The sequence below is a fragment of the Dyella koreensis genome (assembly GCF_044904565.1).
Taxonomy (GTDB): Bacteria; Pseudomonadota; Gammaproteobacteria; order Xanthomonadales; family Rhodanobacteraceae; genus Dyella_D; species Dyella_D koreensis.
In genome coordinates this window covers 79,626-98,304 of the sequence record NZ_JADIKD010000012.1, presented here as the reverse complement: position 1 = coordinate 98,304, position 18,679 = coordinate 79,626, and the positions used below count along the sequence as shown (strand labels likewise).

The window sequence follows — 18,679 nt, the reverse complement described above, 5'->3', positions numbered from 1 at the left end:
CCGGGCTAGGCCGGGGCTTTGTGCGGAATCTGGAGCGGGAAACGAGACTCGAACTCGCGACCCCGACCTTGGCAAGGTCGTGCTCTACCAACTGAGCTATTCCCGCATCGGAGTCGCGCATTGTAATGGCTAAACAACGATCGTCAAGCCTCTGTCACATGTCTCAGACATCTTCGTCGGCGAGCTCGCGCCGCGGCGGTTCCCCACGCAGAATCGGCCAGGCAGCGCGCAAATAATGCAGGCCCGACCAGATCGTCAGCACACCCGCCACCACCAGCAGCGCCTCACCGATATGGTAGAGCCGTAGCGCCTCAGCGCTCCTCTCGTGCTGCACGATCAGCACCACCAGCGCGATCATCTGCATGACCGTTTTCAGCTTGCCGACGAAAGCCACTTTCACGGTGGCGCGCATGCCGATTTCGGCCATCCATTCGCGCAGGGCGGACACGCTGATCTCGCGCCCCACGATCACTGCCGCTGTCACCGCCATCACCACACCTGGCCAGCCGCCGCGATGCGACTCCACCAGCAGGAACAGGGTTACCGCGACCATCAGCTTGTCGGCCACCGGATCCAGGAATGCGCCGAAGGCCGAGGTGAGATTCAGGCGACGCGCCAGATACCCATCCAGCCAGTCGGTGATCGCGGCGAGCACAAAGACGATCGCCGCCGTGATGTTGTGCCCCGGGAATTGCCAGTAGAACACCACCACCATCACCGGCAATAAGGCCACGCGGAACAGAGTGAGCCAGGTGGGTAAATTGATGTGCATAGGTTCCTTCGCGTTCATTCGCGCAGTGTCGCACGCGGCCAAGTCAGCAGCACTGCCGCCGATCAGCCGTGCAATGCTGCATAGATGCGTTCGGCCAGGCCGCGATCAATCCCCTTGATCTGCGTAAGTTCTTCCACGCCAGCCGCCTCCACGCCAGCCAGGCCACCGAACGCCTTGAGCAACGCGGTACGGCGACGGGCACCGATGCCGGGCACGTCCTCCAGCACACTGCGTTCCCGCGCTTTTTCACGACGCTTGCGGTGCCCGCTGATGGCAAAACGATGGGCTTCGTCACGAACGGCGGCCACCAGATGCAGCGCGGGAGAGGCCGGCCCCGGATGCAAGTTACGGCCCGAATCGGCCAGCACCAGGGTCTCTTCGCCAGCACGGCGTCCGGGCCCTTTCGCCACACCGACCACATGGACGCCACTCATACCAAGTTCCTTCAGCACATCCAGCGCCTGCGCCACCTGACCACCACCACCGTCGATCAGCAACACGTCCGGGCAGGCGCCCTCGCCTTCCGCCACTTTGCGGAAGCGCCGGGTCAGTGCCTGATGCATGGCGGCGTAGTCATCACCCGGGGTAATGCCAGTGATGTTGAAGCGCCGGTAGTGCGATTTCTCCGCTCCCTCGGGGCCGAACACCACGCACGACGCCACGGTGGCCTCGCCCATGGTGTGACTGATATCGAAGCACTCGATACGCCGCGGCGTTTCATCCAGCTCCAGCAGCTTCTGCAGATCGTCGAAGCGCGCACCCAACGTCTGGCGACTGGCGAGGCGCGCGGTGAGCGAGGCCTGCGCATTGCGCTCGGCCATCTGCAGGAAGCGCGCACGTTCACCACGCACGCTCGATTTCAATTCCACCGCATGCCCGGACTGCTGTGCCAGCAGCTCGGCCAGGATCTCCTGATCGGCGACGGGTTCGCCTAGGATCAGCTCGCGCGGTACCGGCCGATCCAGGTAGTACTGCGCAATGAACTGCGCCAATACATCGGCCGGCTCGGCATCGAGCGGCAGACGCGGAAAGAAATCGCGCGTGCCCAGGCTGATGCCATTGCGGAAAAACAGCACGCTGACACAGGCCATGCCGGATTCGATACGGCAAGCGATCACGTCCATGTCCGCGCTGGCACCCTGCACATGGTGTTGCGCCTGTAGGCGCCGTAGCGCGGCCACCTGATCGCGCATCGCCGCCGCGCGCTCGAATTCCAGGGCCTTGGCCGCCTGCTCCATGGAACCGGCCAGTTCATCGATCACCGCACTGCTGCGTCCGTCCAGAAACATTTCGGCGTGGCGCACGTCGTTGCGGTAATCCTCCACCGTAATCAATTGCACGCACGGCGCCGTGCAGCGGCCGATCTGATGCTGCAAACAGGGGCGCGAACGGTTGCGGAAATAGCTGTCCTCACACTGCCGTACCTTGAACAGCTTCTGCATCAGGTTGAGGCTTTCACGGACGGCAAAGGTGCTGGGATAGGGCCCGAAATAACGCCCAGGCATATTCCGCGCACCGCGATGGAAGGCCAGCCGTGGGTAATCCTCGTAGCCGGAGAGGTAGATGTACGGGTAGCTTTTATCGTCGCGCAGCAGAATGTTGTAGCGCGGCTTGAGCGACTTGATCAGCTGCGATTCCAGCAGCAGCGCCTCGCCCTCAGTGCGTGTCACTGTAATCTCGACGCGCGCGATCTGCGACACCATGGCAGCGATACGCGGTTCCATCCTCGGCTTGAGGAAGTAACTGCCCACGCGCTTCTTCAAGTTGCCAGCTTTGCCGACGTAAAGCAGATCGTCCCCCGCATCGAAATAGCGGTAGACGCCGGGCGAAGTAGTCAATGTGCGGACAAAAGCCTTGCCGTCGAAGGCTTGCGGCGGGGTGGGCAGCATGGGGAGGATTCTAGCCGGTTTGCCCCTGCGCGATGGCTGTCACCGTGCGCTCATTTCGCTTTTTTTTGGCGGCCGCGCAATCGCCGGATCAAGCCGGCCACGCCGCGCTCGGCCAAGGCCACCGCTTCGGTGAAGCCTTCCTCTTGTCCGTAATACGGATCAGGAAATTCAGCAGGCGGCGCAGCGGCGGCCCACTCGAGAAACAGACCGGTCTCAGCCGTGGATTGTGGAGTCACCAAACGCTCGACGCCGTAGAGATTGTCGCGATCCATGGCCAATACCAGATCGAATGCTTCCAGATCGCCGCGCTGAAGTTGACGGGCCCGATGCCCGGACAGGTCGAAGCCGGCCGCTTCCGCCGCGCGGCGCATCCGCGCATCCGTGCCCTTACCCACATGCCAGGAACCGGTGCCACAGGAGGCGACCATCACGTCCAGCCCCGCCTCGGCACAACGCCGGCGTGCCACGGCCTCGACCAGCGGCGAACGGCAGATGTTGCCCAGACAAACAAAGAGCAGGCGCGGCGCGCTCATGCCTGACTGCGTAACCACTGCTCTGCGCGCTCCAGATCGGTCGCGGTATCGATGCCGGGCGGAAACGGCTCCGGCGTCAGGCGCACGGCGATGGCATGGCCGTGCTCCATCACACGCAACTGCTCCAGCGATTCGACCTGCTCCAGCGGCGTGCGACTCAGACTGGCATAGCGGTTCAGGAAACCGGCGCGATAGGCATAGATGCCGATATGGCGCAGGAACGGCACATCGGCAGGCAAGACATCGCGATTCGCGGCAAAGGCATCGCGTGCCCACGGCAGTGGTGCGCGACTGAAATACAGGGCGCGGCCCATAGCGCTGCGCACCAGCTTCACCACATTCGGATCGAACAATTCATGCGCGTCGGTGATGGGAGTAGCCAGCGTGGCTACTGGCGCGTCATCCTCGGCCAACGCTCGCGCCACTTCGCGAATGCCCGCAGCGGGGGCAAACGGTTCGTCACCCTGCAAGTTCACCACAATGGCATCGTCGGCCCAGCCGTAGTGCGCGGCGCATTCGGCCAGGCGGTCGCTGCCGGAGGCGTGGTCGCTGCGAGTCATGCAGACATCCACGCCGCTTCCGGCGAGCGCGTCGGCGATGCGCTGATCATCCACCGCCACCACGACCTGGATGGCACCAGCCTGCAATGCGCGTTGAGCGACCCGTACCACCATCGGCACGCCAGCGATCTCCCGCAGCGGCTTGGCCGGCAGGCGGGTCGAGCCGTAGCGGGCGGGAATGGCGACGATAAAGGGCGGTACGTGGGCGGACATGGCGACCTCGGTTCAGAGGCCGCCAAGCCTAACCGCAACGCAGGACAGAGACGAGAGCCGGTCAGGCCGCGCGCGAAAGCTCGAAGCCGCAGCCATTGGCGAGTTCAAGAAAGCCGGGGAACGACGTAGCCACGTTGTCGCAATCGTTGATACGAATGCTGCCCTGCGACACCAGGCCCGCCACTGCAAAGCTCATCGCAATACGGTGATCGCCATGGCTATCCACTTCCCCGCCAGCCAGCACGCCACCGTCGATGACGGCACCATCCGGCGTCTCCTCGATGACCGCACCGATCGCACGAAGGCCCGCCGCCATGGTTGCAATGCGATCGGATTCCTTCACCCGCAATTCGGCCGCGCCGCGCACGACGGTGCGCCCGCGTGCGACCGAGGCCGCGACAAACAATGCAGGGAACTCATCGATCATGTCCGGCACCAGCGCCTCGGGTAGCTCGATGCCGTGCAGTGGCGCATAGCGCACGATCAGATCGCCGACCGGCTCGCCGCCACTCTCACGTTCGTTCTCAACGCGAATGTCCGCCCCCATCAAGCGCAGCGCCTGCAACAGGCCGATACGACGCGGATTCAGGCCAACAGCAGGCAATCGCAATTCGGAGCCCGGCACGATGCTGCCCGCCACCAGGAAGAACGCGGCAGAAGAGAAGTCCGCCGGCACATCCACATCAGTCGCCCTCAGCGCGTGCCGCCCGGAAAGACGCGCACGGCCGGGCTCGAACGCGATCGGCCAGCCGAACGCGGCCAGCATGCGCTCGGTGTAGTCACGCGTAGGATGCGGTTCGATGACTTCGGTTTCACCTTCGGCATAGAGGCCGGCCAGCAACAACGCCGACTTCACCTGGGCGCTGGCCACCGGCAGGGTGTACCGGATGCCGCGCAGCCCCTGGCCACCGTGCACACGCAGCGGCGGCAACCCATCCTGCGTATCGATATGCGCGCCCATCAGAGCCAGCGGCTCGGTGACGCGACGCATGGGGCGCTTCGACAGCGAAGCGTCACCGACCAGCGTGCTATCGAATGCCTGCCCTGCCAGCAAACCGGACAACAGGCGCATACCGGTACCAGCGTTCCCGCAGTCGAGTGCCTCGGCGGTCCCGCGCAAACCATGCAGGCCTACGCCATGCACCACGCGCTCGCCATCGGCGGGCGTTTCGATAAGAACGCCGAGTTTCTGCAGCACGGCCGCTGTGGCGCGGGTGTCCTCGCCTTCGAGAAAACCGCGGATATGCGAGCGGCCATCAGCTAACGCCGAAAGCATCAGCGCGCGATGGGATACGGACTTGTCGCCCGGTACGCGCACGCTGCCCTGCAGCGTCCGGCCCGGATGGCTGTTCCAGTCGAGTCGACTCACGAAGCAATCTCCACCGGCGGGCACCAGGCACCCGCCACTTGATTAATCAGGGCAGTGCCACCGGGTAGGAACCGAGCACTCGTACTTTGGCGGCGGCCGTGCCCATCTCGTGCATAGCGGCCTGGATCGCCGCATCCTGCACATGACCGGACACGTCGATAAAGAACGCGTACTGCCACTTGCCCGTGTGTGCGGGGCGCGATTCGATGCGGTTGAGGCTCACGCCATGTTTGGCGAACGGGCTGAGCACGTCGTACAGCGCGCCCGGCTTGTCGTTCACCGTGATCAGCAACGACGTGCGGTCGTTACCCGACGGCGGAAACAGGGAGCGGCCGATCACCAGGAAGCGCGTGGTGTTATCGGCGCGATCTTCGATGGCGCTGGCGAGGGTCTTGAGCCCGTAAACGCGCCCTGCCGTTTCACCCGCGATCGCCGCCGCGTCGTCGGCATGGCGTGCCAGACGCGCAGCCTCCGCGTTACTGCTCACCGAGATGCATTCCACGCCCGGCAGATTGATACGCAGCCAGGTCTTGCACTGCTGTAGCGATTGCGCGTGCGCATAAACGCGTTTGATGTCTTCCATGCGCCCGCCCTGCGAATGCAGGCACTGGTGCACGCGCAGTTCCACCTCACCGCAGATCTTGGCATCGGAGGTGAGGAACATATCCAGCGTGACCTGGATCATGCCCTGGCCGGAGTTCTCGACCGGCACCACGCCGAAGTCGGCATGGCCTGCGGCCACTTCCTGGAATACTTCTTCGATGCTGCCCAACGGCAAGCCATAGGCGGCATGACCGAAGTGCTTGCGCACCGCCTGCTCGCTGAAGGTGCCCTCGGGGCCGAGAAAGCCGACCTTGAGCGGATCTTCCTGGGCGAGGCACGACGACATGATCTCGCGGAACAAACGCACCATCTCGGTATCCGACAACGGACCGTGGTTGCGGTCCACCACCATGCGCAGCACATGGGCCTCACGCTCGGGGCGGTAATAGTCGATGGCGGAAAGCCCCTCGCCTTTGACGCGAGCCACTTCCTGCGCCCAGTTGGCGCGCTCGGAAATCAGCTCCTGGATCTGGCGGTCGATACTGTCGATGCGTTCACGCACTTGCGTGAGCGAACCGCCGGCATCGTTCTTGGTCTGGTCGGGCTTTCCCTGGTCGGTCATGGTCTGGCAGTCTGGGGGTAAAGAAGTCCAAATGATTTATGCATAGTGCCCGATTCTCTTCCGGAATGGTCGCCGGGCACGTTGACTCATCCGTGGCGGACGGCAAAGTCCTTCATGAAACTCACCAAGGCCTGCACGGCTTCTAATGGCACCGCGTTATAGAGCGACGCACGCATGCCGCCGAGGGCCTTGTGCCCCTTCAGCGCCAGCAGGCCCGCCGCCTCGGATTCCTTCAGGAAAGCCGCATCGAGCGCGCTATCGTGCAGAGTGAAAGGCACGTTCATGCGCGAACGCGCGCTCACTTGCACCGGATTGCGGTAGTAGCCGCCGGAGCCATCGATGGCCTGATACAACAGTTCGGCCTTGGCGCGATTGCGTTCGGCCATCGCGGCCAAGCCACCCTGGTCTTTCAGCCATTGGAAGGTCAATCCAGCGAGATACCAGCCCCAGGTGTTTGGGGTATTGAGCATCGAGTCGTTCGCCGCCTGCTCCGCGTAGCGGAAGATCTTCGCCATCGGGCGCGAGACACGCTGCAACAGGTCGCGGCGAACGATCATCACCACCAGACCCGATGGCCCGATGTTCTTCTGCGCACCGGCATAGATCAGCCCGAAGCGGCTGACATTCAGCGGCTCGGACAGAATGTTGGAAGAGAAGTCCGCCACCAGCGGCACGTCGCCGACATCCGGAATCTCGTGATACTCCACGCCATGAATGGTTTCGTTCGGCGTGTAGTGCACATAAGCCGCACGAGGATCGAGCTGCCAGGATTCACGCGGCGGCAGGCGCAGGTACTGATCGCTCTTGCTGCTGGCGGCGATATTCACACGCACGTACGGCGCGGCTTCGCTCGCGGCCTTTTCGCCCCAGTGCCCGTTGACGATGTAGTCGGCACTATCGCCATCACCAGCCAGGTTCATGGGAATCTGCGCGAAATGCTGGGTGGCCCCGCCCTGGAGGAACAGCACCGCGTAATCGTCCGGAACGCCGAGCAGCTCGCGCAGATCCGCTTCAGCCTGCTGGGCCAGCCCGATAAACAGCTTGCCGCGGTGAGACAGCTCCATCACGGAGGCGCCACTGCCATTCCAATCCAGCAATTCGCGCTGTGCGCGCTCCAGTACGACCGAGGGGATGGCGGCCGGCCCCGCACTGAAATTCCAAACCCTGCTCACTAAAGACGCCTCGTGGGGTGTAATCCCCGCATTATGGCGCGGCGCAGCAACCCGAGGTCAACGGTTGCCTCAGAAACGAACCAGCAGGATCAGCGCGATGCCAAGCGCAAGTACGGCGGCCGTGACAATCAGCCACCACACTTCACCGCGCGGCCCGGCGTCCTCTTCAGGCAGGTGCGCCGGCTCTGGCTCGGGCATCACGATCTCCGGCTCTGGCTCCATGCCGGGGGCATCGAGTACGAAGCGATGCATGGCGAGACCGATCTGGTCGCCTGGCAGCAAGGCCACCTGTTCCACGGCGACGCCGTTGAGCCGTAGCGGGTAGCGTGCCGATGACTGGGTAGTTTCGAGCCATAACTGGCCATCCCCCCACGACACACGCAGCGAAGCGGCCTCCCCTTGCGGCAACTCCAGCGGATAGCGGCCCAGCGGCCCCAGCTCCAGCTTGTCCTGTACCGAAAGTACGCGACCCGATAACGGCCCGGCCACGGCGCGCAAAGCCACCGTGCAACGCTCCAGAGGCGGCGCATCGAGTGGCTGACGCGTATCCGGCTCGTCATTGGAGCGCAGCAACATACGGCAATCGCCCACGCTGAGGATGTCGCCTGGGCGCAACAGGGCGCGCTCGCGCACCGGCCTTGCGTTCACATAGATGCGATTGCCCTGCGGCAACACTTGCAACACCCAGCCACGACGATCCTGCTGGATACGCAGATGATGGCTGCCGGCCTGATGGGCAGCGAGCACGAGATCGTTGTCCGGTGCGCTGCCGATCCTCAGCAGCAGCTGGTCCCAGCGGAAGTCCTCACGGGCCGAATTGGGAAACTCAATGCGCATCTGTGAACCAGTCGATAGACGGGCGCGACTCTAGCAGATGAGTGGGACAAGTCCGACGCAAGACCGCGTAATATGTTTTATTTTCTAGTTGGAATTCGCTTATGCCCAAGATCGATATCCGCCGCCCGCACCAGCTCTCCATGGACGAGGCTCGCGCCGTGGTCGACAAGGTCGCCACGCGCATGCAGGAGAAGTTCGGCATGAGCGGCCAATGGCAGGGCGACACGCTGAGCTTTTCGCGCCCTGGCGTGAGCGGGTCCATCGCGGTCGAAAAAGAGGCGATCCAGGTCAAAGCCGAGCTGGGCATGATGCTGGCGCCCCTCAAGGGCATGGTCGAGGACGAGATCCGACGGAAGCTGGACGAGCACTTCAGCTGATGAATCTTTAACCATGCCCGTATCCATGGCATAATCGCCCGCTTACGCGGCCACGACGGCTGCACCCTCACCGACCGGAACGCATGGCCAAAGACGACGTCATCGAAATGGAAGGCACGGTCCAGGAGACCCTGCCCAACACCATGTTCCGCGTGCAGCTGGAAAACGGGCACGTGATCACAGCCCATATCTCCGGCCGTATGCGCAAGCACTACATCCGCATCCTCACCGGCGACAAGGTCAAGGTCGAGATGACCCCTTACGACCTGACCAAGGGTCGTATCACGTACCGCATGAAGTAATTCTGTAGGAGCGCACCCTGTGCGCGAATAACCTACAGAGCAGTATCACAACGGGATCGCGCACAGGGTGCGCTCCTACAAATACAAAAAGGCCGCGCTGTAGCGCGGCCTTTTTCGTTTGCCTGCGTCCCTGCCTCAGGACACCACGGCCGGCAGTTTCTCCGCCGCCTCGGTGTCCACCTTCAGTTCGCCATCCAGCACGCTCAGCTTGACCTTGCCGCCTTCGGACAGCTTGCCGAACAGCAACTCGTCGGCCAAGGCACGCTTCACCTTCTCCTGGATCACGCGGGACATCGGGCGGGCACCCATCTGCGGATCGAACCCATGCTCGGCCAGCCAGCGGCGGGCATCGGCATCCACATCGAGGATGACATGCTTCTCACTCAGCTGCGACTCCAGCTCGATCAGGAACTTGTCGACCACGCGCAGGATGTGCTCGAAATCCAGCGCATTGAACTGGATCACCGCATCGAGACGATTGCGGAACTCCGGAGTGAAGGTGCGGCGGATCACTTCCATCGCGTCCATCGAATGGTTCTGCTTGACGAAACCGATGCCGCGACGCGACGCCTGCTGCGCGCCCGCATTGGTGGTCATTACCAGCACTACGTTCTTGAAGTTCGCCTCGCGACCGTTGGTGTCGGTCAGCACACCGCGATCCATCACCTGCAACAGGATGTTGTACACATCCGGATGCGCCTTCTCGATTTCGTCCAGCAGCAGCACAGCATGCGGATGCTTGGTCACCGCCTCGGTCAGCAGACCACCCTGGTCGAAACCAACATAACCCGGAGGTGCGCCGACCAGGCGCGAGACGGAATGCGCTTCCATGTACTCGGACATGTCGAAGCGGATCATCTCGATACCGAGTTGCATCGCCAGCTGACGGGTAACCTCGGTCTTGCCGACGCCGGTGGGGCCGGCCAGCAGGAAGCAGCCGATCGGCTTGGATGGGTCAGCCAGGCCGGAACGCGCCATCTTGATCGAAGCCGAGAGCGCCTCGATCGCCGCGTCCTGCCCGAACACCACCATCTTCAGGTTGCGCTCCAGGTTCTTCAGCACGTCGCGGTCGGAAGCCGAGACCTGCTTGGCCGGAATACGCGCCATCTTGGCAACGATGTATTCCACCTCAGGCACATCGATCTTGCCGGTGCGCTGATCAGCCGGCAGCAGGCGCTGGCGAGCACCGGCTTCGTCGATCACGTCGATAGCCTTGTCCGGCAACAATCGGTCGGGAATGTGCTTCACCGACAGGTCCACCGCCGCCTTCAGCGACTCGTTGGTGTAGACGACGTTGTGGTGCTCTTCAAAGCGCGAGCGCAGGCCTTTCAGAATCTCGATGCTGTCGGCCACGGTCGGCTCGACCACGTCGATCTTCTGGAAGCGACGGGCCAGCGCACGGTCTTTTTCGAAGATGCCGCGGAACTCCTGGAACGTAGTCGAGCCAATGCAACGCAGCTCGCCGGAAGCCAGCATGGGCTTGATCAGATTCGACGCATCCATGGTACCGCCCGACGCCGAACCGGCACCGATGATGGTGTGGATCTCGTCGATAAACAGGATCGCGCCCGGCTGCTTCTTGAGCTGCGAAATCACCGCCTTCAGACGCTTCTCGAAATCGCCGCGGTACTTGGTGCCAGCCACCAGTGCGCCAAGATCGAGCGACCAGATGGTGGAGCTCTCCAGAACCTCCGGCACATCGCCATCGACGATACGCTTGGCCAGGCCTTCGGCCAGCGCAGTCTTGCCTACGCCAGCCTCGCCGACATAGAGCGGGTTGTTCTTGCGGCGGCGGCACAGCACCTGGATGGTGCGCTCGATTTCGTCCTGGCGGCCGATCAATGGATCGATCTTGCCTTCCAGCGCGAGCTCGTTGAGGTTGCTGGCGTATTCGCTGAGCGGATTGCCCTTGGACTCGCCACCCTCTTCGCCGTCGCGCTCGCTACCCGGCATGCTGGAAGACGGCTCGTCGCCGATCTTCGCGATGCCGTGCGAGATGTAATTGACCACATCGAGTCGGGTGATTTCCTGCTGGTGCAGGAAGTACACCGCATGCGAATCCTTCTCGCCGAAGATCGCCACCAGCACATTGGCGCCAGTGACTTCCTTACGACCCGAGGACTGCACGTGGTAGACCGCCCGCTGCAGCACGCGCTGGAAGCCCAGCGTAGGCTGGGTATCACGCTCGTCGCCATGCGGCAGTACCGGCACGGTCTCGGCGATGATTTTTTCCAGCTCGTGGGTCAGGCGCGGCAGGTCGACGCCGCAGGCGCGCAGCGCCCCCAGAGCCGACTGGTTTTCGGTGAGCGCGAGCAGCAGATGCTCCACCGTCATGAACTCGTGGCGCTGCTCTCTGGCCTGCTTGTAGCACTGGCCGATGGTGACTTCGAGATCCTTGCTAAACATCCGGACCTTCTCCGCTTGAATGGCAGGGCGGCAATGCCGCGATGACCACGAAATGGGGTTCGCTCAGAGCTTTTCCATAGTGCACAACAACGGATGCTGATGAGCACGTGAATATTCGTTCACCTGGGTCACCTTGGTTTCGGCCACCTCCCTGGTAAACACGCCGCACACACCCTTGCCGCGAGTATGCACATGAAGCATGACCTGGACCGCACGTTCCTGGTCCAGGCTGAAGAAGCTGCGTAACACCTCGACCACGAAATCCATCGGGGTGAAATCGTCATTGAGCAGTACCACTTGAAACAGTGGCGGCCGGGCTACCTCCGGACGGGAGGTTTCAACCGCCAGGCCGTGTTCGTGGCCTTGCTCGTGTTCGGGTTCGTGCGCCATGGTTTCGGGATGCCGGATCTTGGTCAGGAGTATAGCGCCGGGATACCGCATGGGCTCCGGGCACGGATGAGTCCTTCAGGTAATGGCACAATGACGCCTTTTCCAGTGCCGGCAACGGCGCCATATCATCCCCATGAACGATATCCAGGCCTCCCCTTCCGCCGTCTGGTGCCCCCGCGTCACGGTCGCCTGTGTGGTGGCCGACGGCGATCGCTACCTGATGGTCGAAGAAGAAGTCGCCGGCCGCCTGGCCTACAACCAGCCTGCCGGCCATCTGGATGATGGCGAAAGCCTGGCCAGCGCCGCTGTGCGCGAAACGCTGGAGGAGACCGGCTGGACCGTCGCCCTTGAACACCTGATCGGCGTCCACCAATGGCGCAGCACGGAGCATGGCGACAGCGTGGTGCGTTTCAGCTTTGCCGCACGCGCGCTGTCACATGACCCGCAGCGCCCCCTGGACAAGGGTATCCACCGCGCGCTCTGGCTGACCCGCGCTGAAGTCGCCGCACTGGGCGATCAACTGCGCAGCCCGCTGGTACTGCAAAGCATCGATGCCTGGCTGGCTGGCCAGCGCGTACCGCTGACCGTGCTCGGCAGCCTGCTATCGGAGGACCGCTACCCGTGAAGGTGATGCTCGGCATCTCCGGCGGTGTTGACTCATCGGTCGCCGCCCTGCTTCTGCAACAGGCAGGCCATCAGGTCGAAGGCCTGTTCATGCAGAACTGGGAAGAGGACGACCGCGACGGCCCCTGCACGGCCGACGCCGACCGCAAGGACGCTGTTGCCGTCTGCGGCCGCCTGGACATTCCGTTCCATGCGCGCAATTTCGCCGCCGAGTATTGGGACGGGGTATTCGAGCATTTCCTGGCCGAATATCGCGCGGGCCGCACGCCGAACCCCGACGTGCTGTGCAACCGCGAGATCAAGTTCAAGACCTTCCTGGACGAGGCGCGCGCACTGGGCGCGGAAAAAATCGCCACCGGCCACTATGCGCGCGTCGACTTCAAAGACGGCCGCTATCGCCTGCTGCGCGCTGTGGATACCGCCAAGGACCAGACCTACTTCCTGCACGCGCTGGGCCAGCAGCAGCTCGCGGCCACGCTGTTCCCGGTCGGCGAAATCGAGAAATCGCGGGTGCGCCGCATGGCGCTGGAAGCCGCCCTGCCCACTCATGCCAAGAAGGATTCCACCGGCATCTGCTTTATCGGCGAGCGCGATTTCCGCGAATTTCTCAGCCAATACATTCCTGCCCGCCCCGGCGAGATGCGCACCCCCGAAGGCGAGCGCATCGGCGAACATCAGGGCGTGATGTATTACACCCTCGGCCAGCGCAACGGCCTGGGTATCGGTGGACGCCAGGGTGCCGGCGGCGACGCTTGGTACGTCGTGGGCAAGGATGTCGCCGCCAATGTGCTCTACGTGGCACAGGGCGGCGAAAACCACTGGCTGTATTCGCAACGCCTGATCGCCGAAGTGCCAAGCTGGGTCGCCGGCGAGGCGCCCGCCACCGAATTCCGCTGCACCGCCAAGACCCGTTACCGCCAACAGGACCAGCACTGCACCGTGCATCTGTTCGAGGGTGGCGTGGAGGTGCGCTTCGACGAGCCCCAGCGGGCTGTCACCCCCGGCCAGTCCGTGGTGTTCTACGACGGCGACGCCTGTCTCGGCGGCGCCGTGATCGCCCGCACCGATGCTCCCTACGGCGGCTGGAATGCCGCCTCAGTTACTGAAGAGTCCGTCCAACGTGCTTGAAACTTTTGCTATGAACGAAGAACGCGTACTCGCCCTTGCCGGTCTGTTCCAGGCCACGGCGCTGGCGCAGCAATTGGCGAACGACGGACGCTGCGACGAGACTGCCTTCGAAGCCAGCCTGGGCAGCGTATTCCGCATCGACGCCGCGTCGGTGGCAGGTGTCTACGGCGATGTCGCCGGCGTGCGGCTGGGCCTGCGCAAACTGATTTCGCAACTGGATGAAACCGGCCGCGACATGGGCATCACCCGCATGGCAGTCACCGTCATGCGGCTGGAGCGCAGCCTGGCGCGCCACAACCAGCTGCTCAACGATCTGCAGCAGGGCATCGTGTCCGCGCAGCGCCAGGTCGAACACTTCGGCCAGAACTCGCCTCAGGTCATCAAGCGCCTTGCGGAGCTATATGTCTCCACGCTCTCCACGCTGAAGCCGCGGGTGATGGTCACCGGCAATCCGCAGCAGCTGCAGCAACCGAATGTGGTCGAGAAAGTGCGTACCAGCCTGCTCGCCGCCGTGCGCTCGGCAGTGCTGTGGCGGCAGATCGGCGGGCGGCAGTGGCAACTGCTGCTGTATCGCCGCCAGTGCAGCATGTTGGCGCGCGGGCTGCTGACCGGGGCGACGCTCGATAACGGCTAAACCGTAGGAGCCCACCCTGTGGGCGAAACGACCCGAGAGAGCCGCGTTTTTTCATGCCACCATGAGGCCCTGCTTCGCAGGGATTTCGCGCACAGGGTGCGCTCCTACCGTGGCGTCATGTCTCGTCGATCAGTTTGAGACCTGGCCGTTGCTTTGCCAGTTTGCGCAGCAGTTCCGCAAAGGCCTGCAGATCGCCATGCCACGGCGAAGCCTCGCGCCAATAGAGCGCGATCTCGCGCCCTGGCGCCTGTCCCTTGATCTTCGCCAGCGCCACGTTGGGCGTCGAGGCAAGGCGCTCATGCGCCAGTGCAGGCACCAGGGCATAGCCGCCGCGCAGCCCCACGAGGGCGGCCAGGCTTTCCAGGCTGACGTCTTGCACATGGCCACCGCCGAGCACATGATCGGCATGGCTTTCGGTCATCAAGGTCGCCTCGCTGGCGTCCAATTGCTCCAGCGCCACCGTGCGGCGGCTGGCCAAGGGATGGTCCGCACGGAGCATCACCTCCCAGGGCTCGAAAAACAGCGGGCGCATGGCAATGCCACTGACCGCCGGAACCGGTGGCGCCAGCACCGCATCCAGCTCGCCTTCGTGCAAGCGGCGCAGCAGACCGCGCGGCTTGCCTTCGGACAGACTCAAGCGGGCCTCCGGAAAATGCTGCGGGAACGGCGCGATCAGATGCGGCAACAGGTACGGCCCCAACGTGGCCAGTACACCGAGCCGCAGCTCGCCACCGAACGCTACCTCACCCGCACGCGCGGCCTGCTGCAAGTGTTCGGCAGCCAGAAGCACCGCATCGATTTGCTCCAGCAATCGTTGCCCGCCCGCCGTGGGCACGATGCGCCGGCCACCGCGTTCGAACAACGGCGCGCCCAACGCCTGCTCCACTTTCTGCACCTGATGCGACAGGCCGGAAGGACTGATATGCATCGCGCGCGCCGCGCTGTTGAAGCTGCCATGCCTGCGCACGGCCTGCACCAGGGTCAGGTCACGCAACGAGACTACCGATAAGTGGGTGGAAATCATCCTGCCTGTTGCCTCGCTGCCCTGCCCCGTGATGGAGGCGGCGCAAAGCATAAACGACGAAGCCCGGCACAGGGCCGGGCTTCGTTTTCCACTTAGCTGATCACTCAGGCTTCGACGGTATCGGCGACCTGCTTGAAGTCTTCGATCTGGTCGAAGTTCATGTACTGGTAGATCTTGTCGCCGTTGGCGTTGATCACGCCGATGTCGGTCATGTACTCCGCCTTGGTCGGGATACGGCCCAGACGCGAGCAGATCGCCGCCAGCTCGGCCGAACCCAGGTACACGTTGGAGTTCTTGCCCAGGCGGTTCGGGAAGTTGCGGGTAGAGGTGGAGAACACCGTCGCGCCCTCGCGCACCTGGGCCTGGTTGCCCATGCACAGCGAGCAGCCCGGCATTTCCATGCGCGCACCAGCCGTGCCGAGCACGCCGTAGTGGCCTTCCTCGGTCAGCTGCTTCTGGTCCATCTTGGTCGGCGGGGCCACCCACAACTTGGTCGGGATGTCGCGCTTGCCTTCCAGCAGCTTCGACGCGGCACGGAAGTGACCAATGTTGGTCATGCAGGAACCGATGAACACCTCATCGATGGTCGCGCCGGCCACATCGGACAGGGTCTTCACGTCGTCCGGATCGTTCGGGCAAGCCACGATCGGCTCGTGCACGTCGGCCAGGTCGATCTCGATCACCGCGGCGTATTCAGCGTCCGCATCGCGCTCCATCAGTTGCGGGTTGGCCAGCCAGGCTTCCATGGCCTTGATGCGGCGATGCAGGCTGCGGGCGTCCTGGTAACCCTGGGCGATCATGTACTTCAGCAAGGTGATGTTCGAGTTGAGGTACTCGATGATCGGTTCCTTGTTGAGGTGCACGGTGCAACCGGCCGCCGAACGCTCGGCCGAGGCGTCGGACAGCTCGAACGCTTGCTCCACCTTCAAATTCGGCAGACCTTCGATCTCCAGAATGCGACCGGAGAAGACGTTCTTCTTGCCCTGCTTGGCAACGGTAAGCAGGCCGTCCTTGATGGCGTACAGAGGGATCGCATTGACCAGGTCACGCAGGGTAACGCCCGGCTGCAGCTCGCCCTTGAAGCGCACAAGCACCGATTCCGGCATGTCCAGCGGCATCACGCCGGTGGCCGCAGCAAAGGCAACCAGACCCGAACCGGCCGGGAACGAAATGCCGATCGGGAAACGCGTGTGGCTGTCGCCGCCGGTGCCGACCGTATCGGGCAGCAGCATGCGGTTGAGCCAGGAGTGGATCACACCGTCGCCCGGACGCAGGCTGATGCCGCCACGAGTGGAAATGAAGGCCGGCAGCTCGTGATGGGTCTTGACGTCGACCGGCTTCGGATAAGCCGCGGTGTGGCAGAACGACTGCATCACCAGATCGGCCGAGAAGCCCAGGCAGGCCAGGTCCTTCAACTCGTCGCGGGTCATCGGGCCGGTGGTGTCCTGCGAACCCACCGAGGTCATCTTCGGCTCGCAATAGGTGCCCGGACGCACGCCCTGGCCTTCCGGCAGACCACAGGCGCGGCCGACCATCTTCTGCGCCAGGGTGAAGCCTTTGCCGGTGTCGGCCGGGTTCTGCGGCAGGCGGAACAGGTTGGAGGCAGGCAGGCCCAGCGCCTCGCGCGCCTTGGCGGTGAGGCCGCGGCCGATGATCAGCGGAATGCGGCCACCGGCGCGCACTTCGTCGAACAGCACGTCAGACTTGACCTGGAATTCAGCGATCACCTCACCGTTCTTCAGCGCCTTGCCTTCATAGGGGCGCAGCTCGACTACGTCGCCCATCTCCATCTTGGAAACGTCGAGTTCGATCGGCAGCGCGCCAGCGTCTTCCATGGTGTTGTAGAAGATCGGGGCGATCTTCGAACCCAGGCACACGCCGCCGAAGCGCTTGTTCGGGATAAAGGGGATGTCCTCGCCGGTCCACCACAGCACTGAGTTGGTGGCCGACTTGCGGCTGGAACCGGTGCCGACCACGTCGCCGACGTAGGCCACCAGATGGCCCTTGTTCTTGAGATCGAGGATCTGCTGGATCGGACCGCGCTTGCCGTCTTCCTCCGGCTGGAACGGTGCGCCCTCGCGCTTGTTCTTCAGCATGGCCAGCGCGTGCATCGGGATATCCGGACGCGTGGTGGCATCGGGGGCCGGCGACAGGTCGTCAGTATTGGTTTCGCCCGGCACCTTGAACACGGTGATGGTGAGGCGCTGCGGCACTTCCGGACGGCTGGTGAACCACTCGGCGTCGGCCCAGCTCTGCAGCACGGCCTTGGCGTTGGCATTGCCCTTGTCAGCCTTGTCCTTGACGTCATGGAAGGCGTCGAACATCAGCAGGGTCTTCTTCAACGCTTCAGCGGCGATGCCACTGACCTGCGCATCGTCGAGCAGCTCGACCAGCGGATGGATGTTGTAGCCACCCAGCATGGTGCCCAGCAGCTCAGTCGCCTTCTCGCGGCTGATCAGCGCGCACTTCTCGGTACCGAAGGCAACGGCTGCCAGGTACGAGGCCTTGACCTTGGCCGCGTCGTCGACGCCGGCCGGCACGCGATGGATGATCAGATCGACGAGGAACGCTTCTTCGCCAGCGGGCGGGTTCTTCAGCAGTTCGATCAGGTCGGCGGTCTGCTGGGCCGACAGCGGCAGCGCGGGGATACCCAGAGCGGCGCGTTCGGCGACGTGTTGGCGATAAGCGTTGAGCATGTGATCTCGTCCGTTGAATGGCGAAGGGCTGAACGGCCGGCTGGCGGCACAAGGGAGCGAAAAGCTAGCCCCCAAGCCATTTCCGGGCGTCATTACAGCCGCTTATTTTGCCAGTCGCAGCACCGGCACCGCAACGCAAGACGTTGTTTCCGCCAGCGTTCGAAATCTTGCAAGGACGAAATGCGCGAATAACCGAACGGGTAGCTTGCGCGCTCCGGCATTTGCCCCAAACTGCCCGGCATCCCCGAACGGAAGACGGGTCTCCTGAGAGACTGTTCAATGCCTCCGCGTGGCTCGCGCCGGGATCTGTTTGCACGCAGGCCAAGGAAGAACGAGGGCGTGTACGTCCGTACACAACCGAGTGATGACGCAGGCATGTGGGCAAACAGACCCGGCCCGAAGGGTTGCCCCGCTATGGGCGCCTGGCGGTGAGGCGCGGCTTGGCCTGACGGCCAGTCAGGCGCTGCGCCACGCCTCACCGCCAGGCGCCCATAGCGGGGCAACGCGAGCTACGCGGAGGCATTGAACAGGCTCTTACAATTCCTCTCACGTATCGTGCCTTAGGATTCCCCTGCTACGCCTCGTGCG

17 protein-coding genes and 1 tRNA gene are annotated in these 18,679 nt (G+C 63.6%); 5 read left to right on the top strand and 13 right to left on the bottom strand.

From position 1 onward, the window contains the following. Positions 1 to 30: 30 nt before the first annotated feature. From ISS97_RS15810 to ISS97_RS15770, 9 genes are all read right to left on the bottom strand, one after another. Positions 31 to 106, bottom strand: a tRNA-Gly gene (locus tag ISS97_RS15810). A 57-nt stretch (positions 107 to 163) separates the two neighbouring features. Further along, positions 164 to 772 (bottom strand): CDP-diacylglycerol--glycerol-3-phosphate 3-phosphatidyltransferase, encoded by a 609-nt coding sequence (gene pgsA, locus ISS97_RS15805; RefSeq protein WP_379983653.1) that lies wholly within the window; start codon positions 770 to 772, stop codon positions 164 to 166. A 62-nt stretch (positions 773 to 834) separates the two neighbouring features. After that, positions 835 to 2,661 (bottom strand): excinuclease ABC subunit UvrC, encoded by a 1,827-nt coding sequence (uvrC, locus tag ISS97_RS15800; RefSeq protein ID WP_379983654.1) that lies wholly within the window; start codon positions 2,659 to 2,661, stop codon positions 835 to 837. A 50-nt stretch (positions 2,662 to 2,711) separates the two neighbouring features. Further along, the gene (locus ISS97_RS15795; protein WP_379983655.1) at positions 2,712 to 3,194 is read right to left on the bottom strand and encodes a low molecular weight protein-tyrosine-phosphatase; all 483 of its coding nucleotides are present in this window, start codon (positions 3,192 to 3,194) and stop codon (positions 2,712 to 2,714) included. Continuing rightward, positions 3,191 to 3,967 carry a 3-deoxy-manno-octulosonate cytidylyltransferase gene (gene kdsB, locus ISS97_RS15790; protein ID WP_379983656.1) on the bottom strand — a complete coding sequence of 259 codons (777 nt, stop codon included), beginning with the start codon at positions 3,965 to 3,967 and terminating at the stop codon, positions 3,191 to 3,193. Before kdsB ends, ISS97_RS15795 begins: the two co-directional genes overlap by 4 nt. A 61-nt stretch (positions 3,968 to 4,028) precedes the next feature. After that, on the bottom strand, positions 4,029 to 5,336 hold the full coding sequence (gene aroA / locus ISS97_RS15785; RefSeq protein ID WP_379983658.1) for a 3-phosphoshikimate 1-carboxyvinyltransferase: 1,308 nt from the start codon (positions 5,334 to 5,336) through the stop codon (positions 4,029 to 4,031). A gap of 46 nt (positions 5,337 to 5,382) precedes the next feature. Continuing rightward, the gene (pheA, locus tag ISS97_RS15780; RefSeq protein WP_379983660.1) at positions 5,383 to 6,501 is read right to left on the bottom strand and encodes a prephenate dehydratase; all 1,119 of its coding nucleotides are present in this window, start codon (positions 6,499 to 6,501) and stop codon (positions 5,383 to 5,385) included. Between the two features lie 86 nt (positions 6,502 to 6,587). Next, a complete protein-coding gene (gene serC, locus ISS97_RS15775) occupies positions 6,588 to 7,673 on the bottom strand; it encodes a 3-phosphoserine/phosphohydroxythreonine transaminase (RefSeq protein ID WP_379983661.1) in 1,086 nt (361 codons plus the stop codon). 69 nt (positions 7,674 to 7,742) lie between these two features. Beyond that, on the bottom strand, positions 7,743 to 8,510 hold the full coding sequence (locus tag ISS97_RS15770; RefSeq protein WP_379983662.1) for an FHA domain-containing protein: 768 nt from the start codon (positions 8,508 to 8,510) through the stop codon (positions 7,743 to 7,745). Positions 8,511 to 8,611: 101 nt separating this feature from the next. Here ISS97_RS15770 and ISS97_RS15765 point away from each other — a divergent pair, with 101 nt between their 5' ends. Together ISS97_RS15765 and infA are read left to right on the top strand one after the other, a co-directional pair. After that, entirely contained in the window at positions 8,612 to 8,887 is a 276-nt protein-coding gene (locus tag ISS97_RS15765) for a polyhydroxyalkanoic acid system family protein (protein ID WP_379983663.1), read from the top strand. An 83-nt stretch (positions 8,888 to 8,970) separates the two neighbouring features. Next, on the top strand, positions 8,971 to 9,189 hold the full coding sequence (gene infA / locus ISS97_RS15760) for a translation initiation factor IF-1 (RefSeq protein WP_019466733.1): 219 nt from the start codon (positions 8,971 to 8,973) through the stop codon (positions 9,187 to 9,189). A 135-nt stretch (positions 9,190 to 9,324) separates the two neighbouring features. Here the strand turns inward: infA and clpA are convergent, their stop codons facing one another. Both clpA and clpS read right to left on the bottom strand, forming a co-directional pair. Further along, the gene (gene clpA / locus ISS97_RS15755; RefSeq protein WP_379983664.1) at positions 9,325 to 11,595 is read right to left on the bottom strand and encodes an ATP-dependent Clp protease ATP-binding subunit ClpA; all 2,271 of its coding nucleotides are present in this window, start codon (positions 11,593 to 11,595) and stop codon (positions 9,325 to 9,327) included. 63 nt (positions 11,596 to 11,658) lie between these two features. Further along, positions 11,659 to 11,985, bottom strand: coding sequence for an ATP-dependent Clp protease adapter ClpS (clpS, locus tag ISS97_RS15750; protein WP_379983665.1), 327 nt, complete (start codon positions 11,983 to 11,985; stop codon positions 11,659 to 11,661). 133 nt (positions 11,986 to 12,118) lie between these two features. Between clpS and ISS97_RS15745 the strand changes: the two genes are divergently transcribed. From ISS97_RS15745 to hflD, 3 genes are read left to right on the top strand one after another with little or no spacing between them, the layout of a single operon-like run. Next, the gene (locus ISS97_RS15745; protein WP_379983666.1) at positions 12,119 to 12,610 is read left to right on the top strand and encodes an NUDIX hydrolase; all 492 of its coding nucleotides are present in this window, start codon (positions 12,119 to 12,121) and stop codon (positions 12,608 to 12,610) included. Beyond that, positions 12,607 to 13,737 carry a tRNA 2-thiouridine(34) synthase MnmA gene (gene mnmA / locus ISS97_RS15740; RefSeq protein WP_379983667.1) on the top strand — a complete coding sequence of 377 codons (1,131 nt, stop codon included), beginning with the start codon at positions 12,607 to 12,609 and terminating at the stop codon, positions 13,735 to 13,737. The genes ISS97_RS15745 and mnmA overlap by 4 nt, the downstream gene beginning before the upstream one ends. A 10-nt stretch (positions 13,738 to 13,747) precedes the next feature. After that, positions 13,748 to 14,371: a high frequency lysogenization protein HflD gene (hflD, locus tag ISS97_RS15735; RefSeq protein WP_379983668.1), complete on the top strand. Its 624-nt coding sequence runs from the start codon at positions 13,748 to 13,750 to the stop codon at positions 14,369 to 14,371. Positions 14,372 to 14,486: 115 nt separating this feature from the next. Here the strand turns inward: hflD and ISS97_RS15730 are convergent, their stop codons facing one another. After that, complete coding sequence (locus tag ISS97_RS15730; protein ID WP_379983669.1) at positions 14,487 to 15,395, bottom strand: LysR family transcriptional regulator; 909 nt, start codon at positions 15,393 to 15,395, stop codon at positions 14,487 to 14,489. A gap of 104 nt (positions 15,396 to 15,499) precedes the next feature. Beyond that, positions 15,500 to 18,091 carry a bifunctional aconitate hydratase 2/2-methylisocitrate dehydratase gene (acnB, locus tag ISS97_RS15725; protein WP_379983670.1) on the bottom strand — a complete coding sequence of 864 codons (2,592 nt, stop codon included), beginning with the start codon at positions 18,089 to 18,091 and terminating at the stop codon, positions 15,500 to 15,502. Positions 18,092 to 18,679 lie beyond the last annotated feature (588 nt).

Coding starts and splice junctions, on each gene's coding strand:
- ISS97_RS15765 (WP_379983663.1), top strand. CDS start 8,612: ATGCCCAAGATCGATATCCGCCGCCCGCACCAGCTCTCCATGGACGAG.
- ISS97_RS15745 (WP_379983666.1), top strand. CDS start 12,119: ATGAACGATATCCAGGCCTCCCCTTCCGCCGTCTGGTGCCCCCGCGTC.
- clpA (WP_379983664.1), bottom strand. CDS start 11,595: ATGTTTAGCAAGGATCTCGAAGTCACCATCGGCCAGTGCTACAAGCAG.
- ISS97_RS15730 (WP_379983669.1), bottom strand. CDS start 15,395: ATGATTTCCACCCACTTATCGGTAGTCTCGTTGCGTGACCTGACCCTG.
- pgsA (WP_379983653.1), bottom strand. CDS start 772: ATGCACATCAATTTACCCACCTGGCTCACTCTGTTCCGCGTGGCCTTA.
- hflD (WP_379983668.1), top strand. CDS start 13,748: ATGAACGAAGAACGCGTACTCGCCCTTGCCGGTCTGTTCCAGGCCACG.
- clpS (WP_379983665.1), bottom strand. CDS start 11,985: ATGGCGCACGAACCCGAACACGAGCAAGGCCACGAACACGGCCTGGCG.
- ISS97_RS15795 (WP_379983655.1), bottom strand. CDS start 3,194: ATGAGCGCGCCGCGCCTGCTCTTTGTTTGTCTGGGCAACATCTGCCGT.
- uvrC (WP_379983654.1), bottom strand. CDS start 2,661: ATGCTGCCCACCCCGCCGCAAGCCTTCGACGGCAAGGCTTTTGTCCGC.
- infA (WP_019466733.1), top strand. CDS start 8,971: ATGGCCAAAGACGACGTCATCGAAATGGAAGGCACGGTCCAGGAGACC.
- acnB (WP_379983670.1), bottom strand. CDS start 18,091: ATGCTCAACGCTTATCGCCAACACGTCGCCGAACGCGCCGCTCTGGGT.
- pheA (WP_379983660.1), bottom strand. CDS start 6,501: ATGACCGACCAGGGAAAGCCCGACCAGACCAAGAACGATGCCGGCGGT.
- ISS97_RS15770 (WP_379983662.1), bottom strand. CDS start 8,510: ATGCGCATTGAGTTTCCCAATTCGGCCCGTGAGGACTTCCGCTGGGAC.
- kdsB (WP_379983656.1), bottom strand. CDS start 3,967: ATGTCCGCCCACGTACCGCCCTTTATCGTCGCCATTCCCGCCCGCTAC.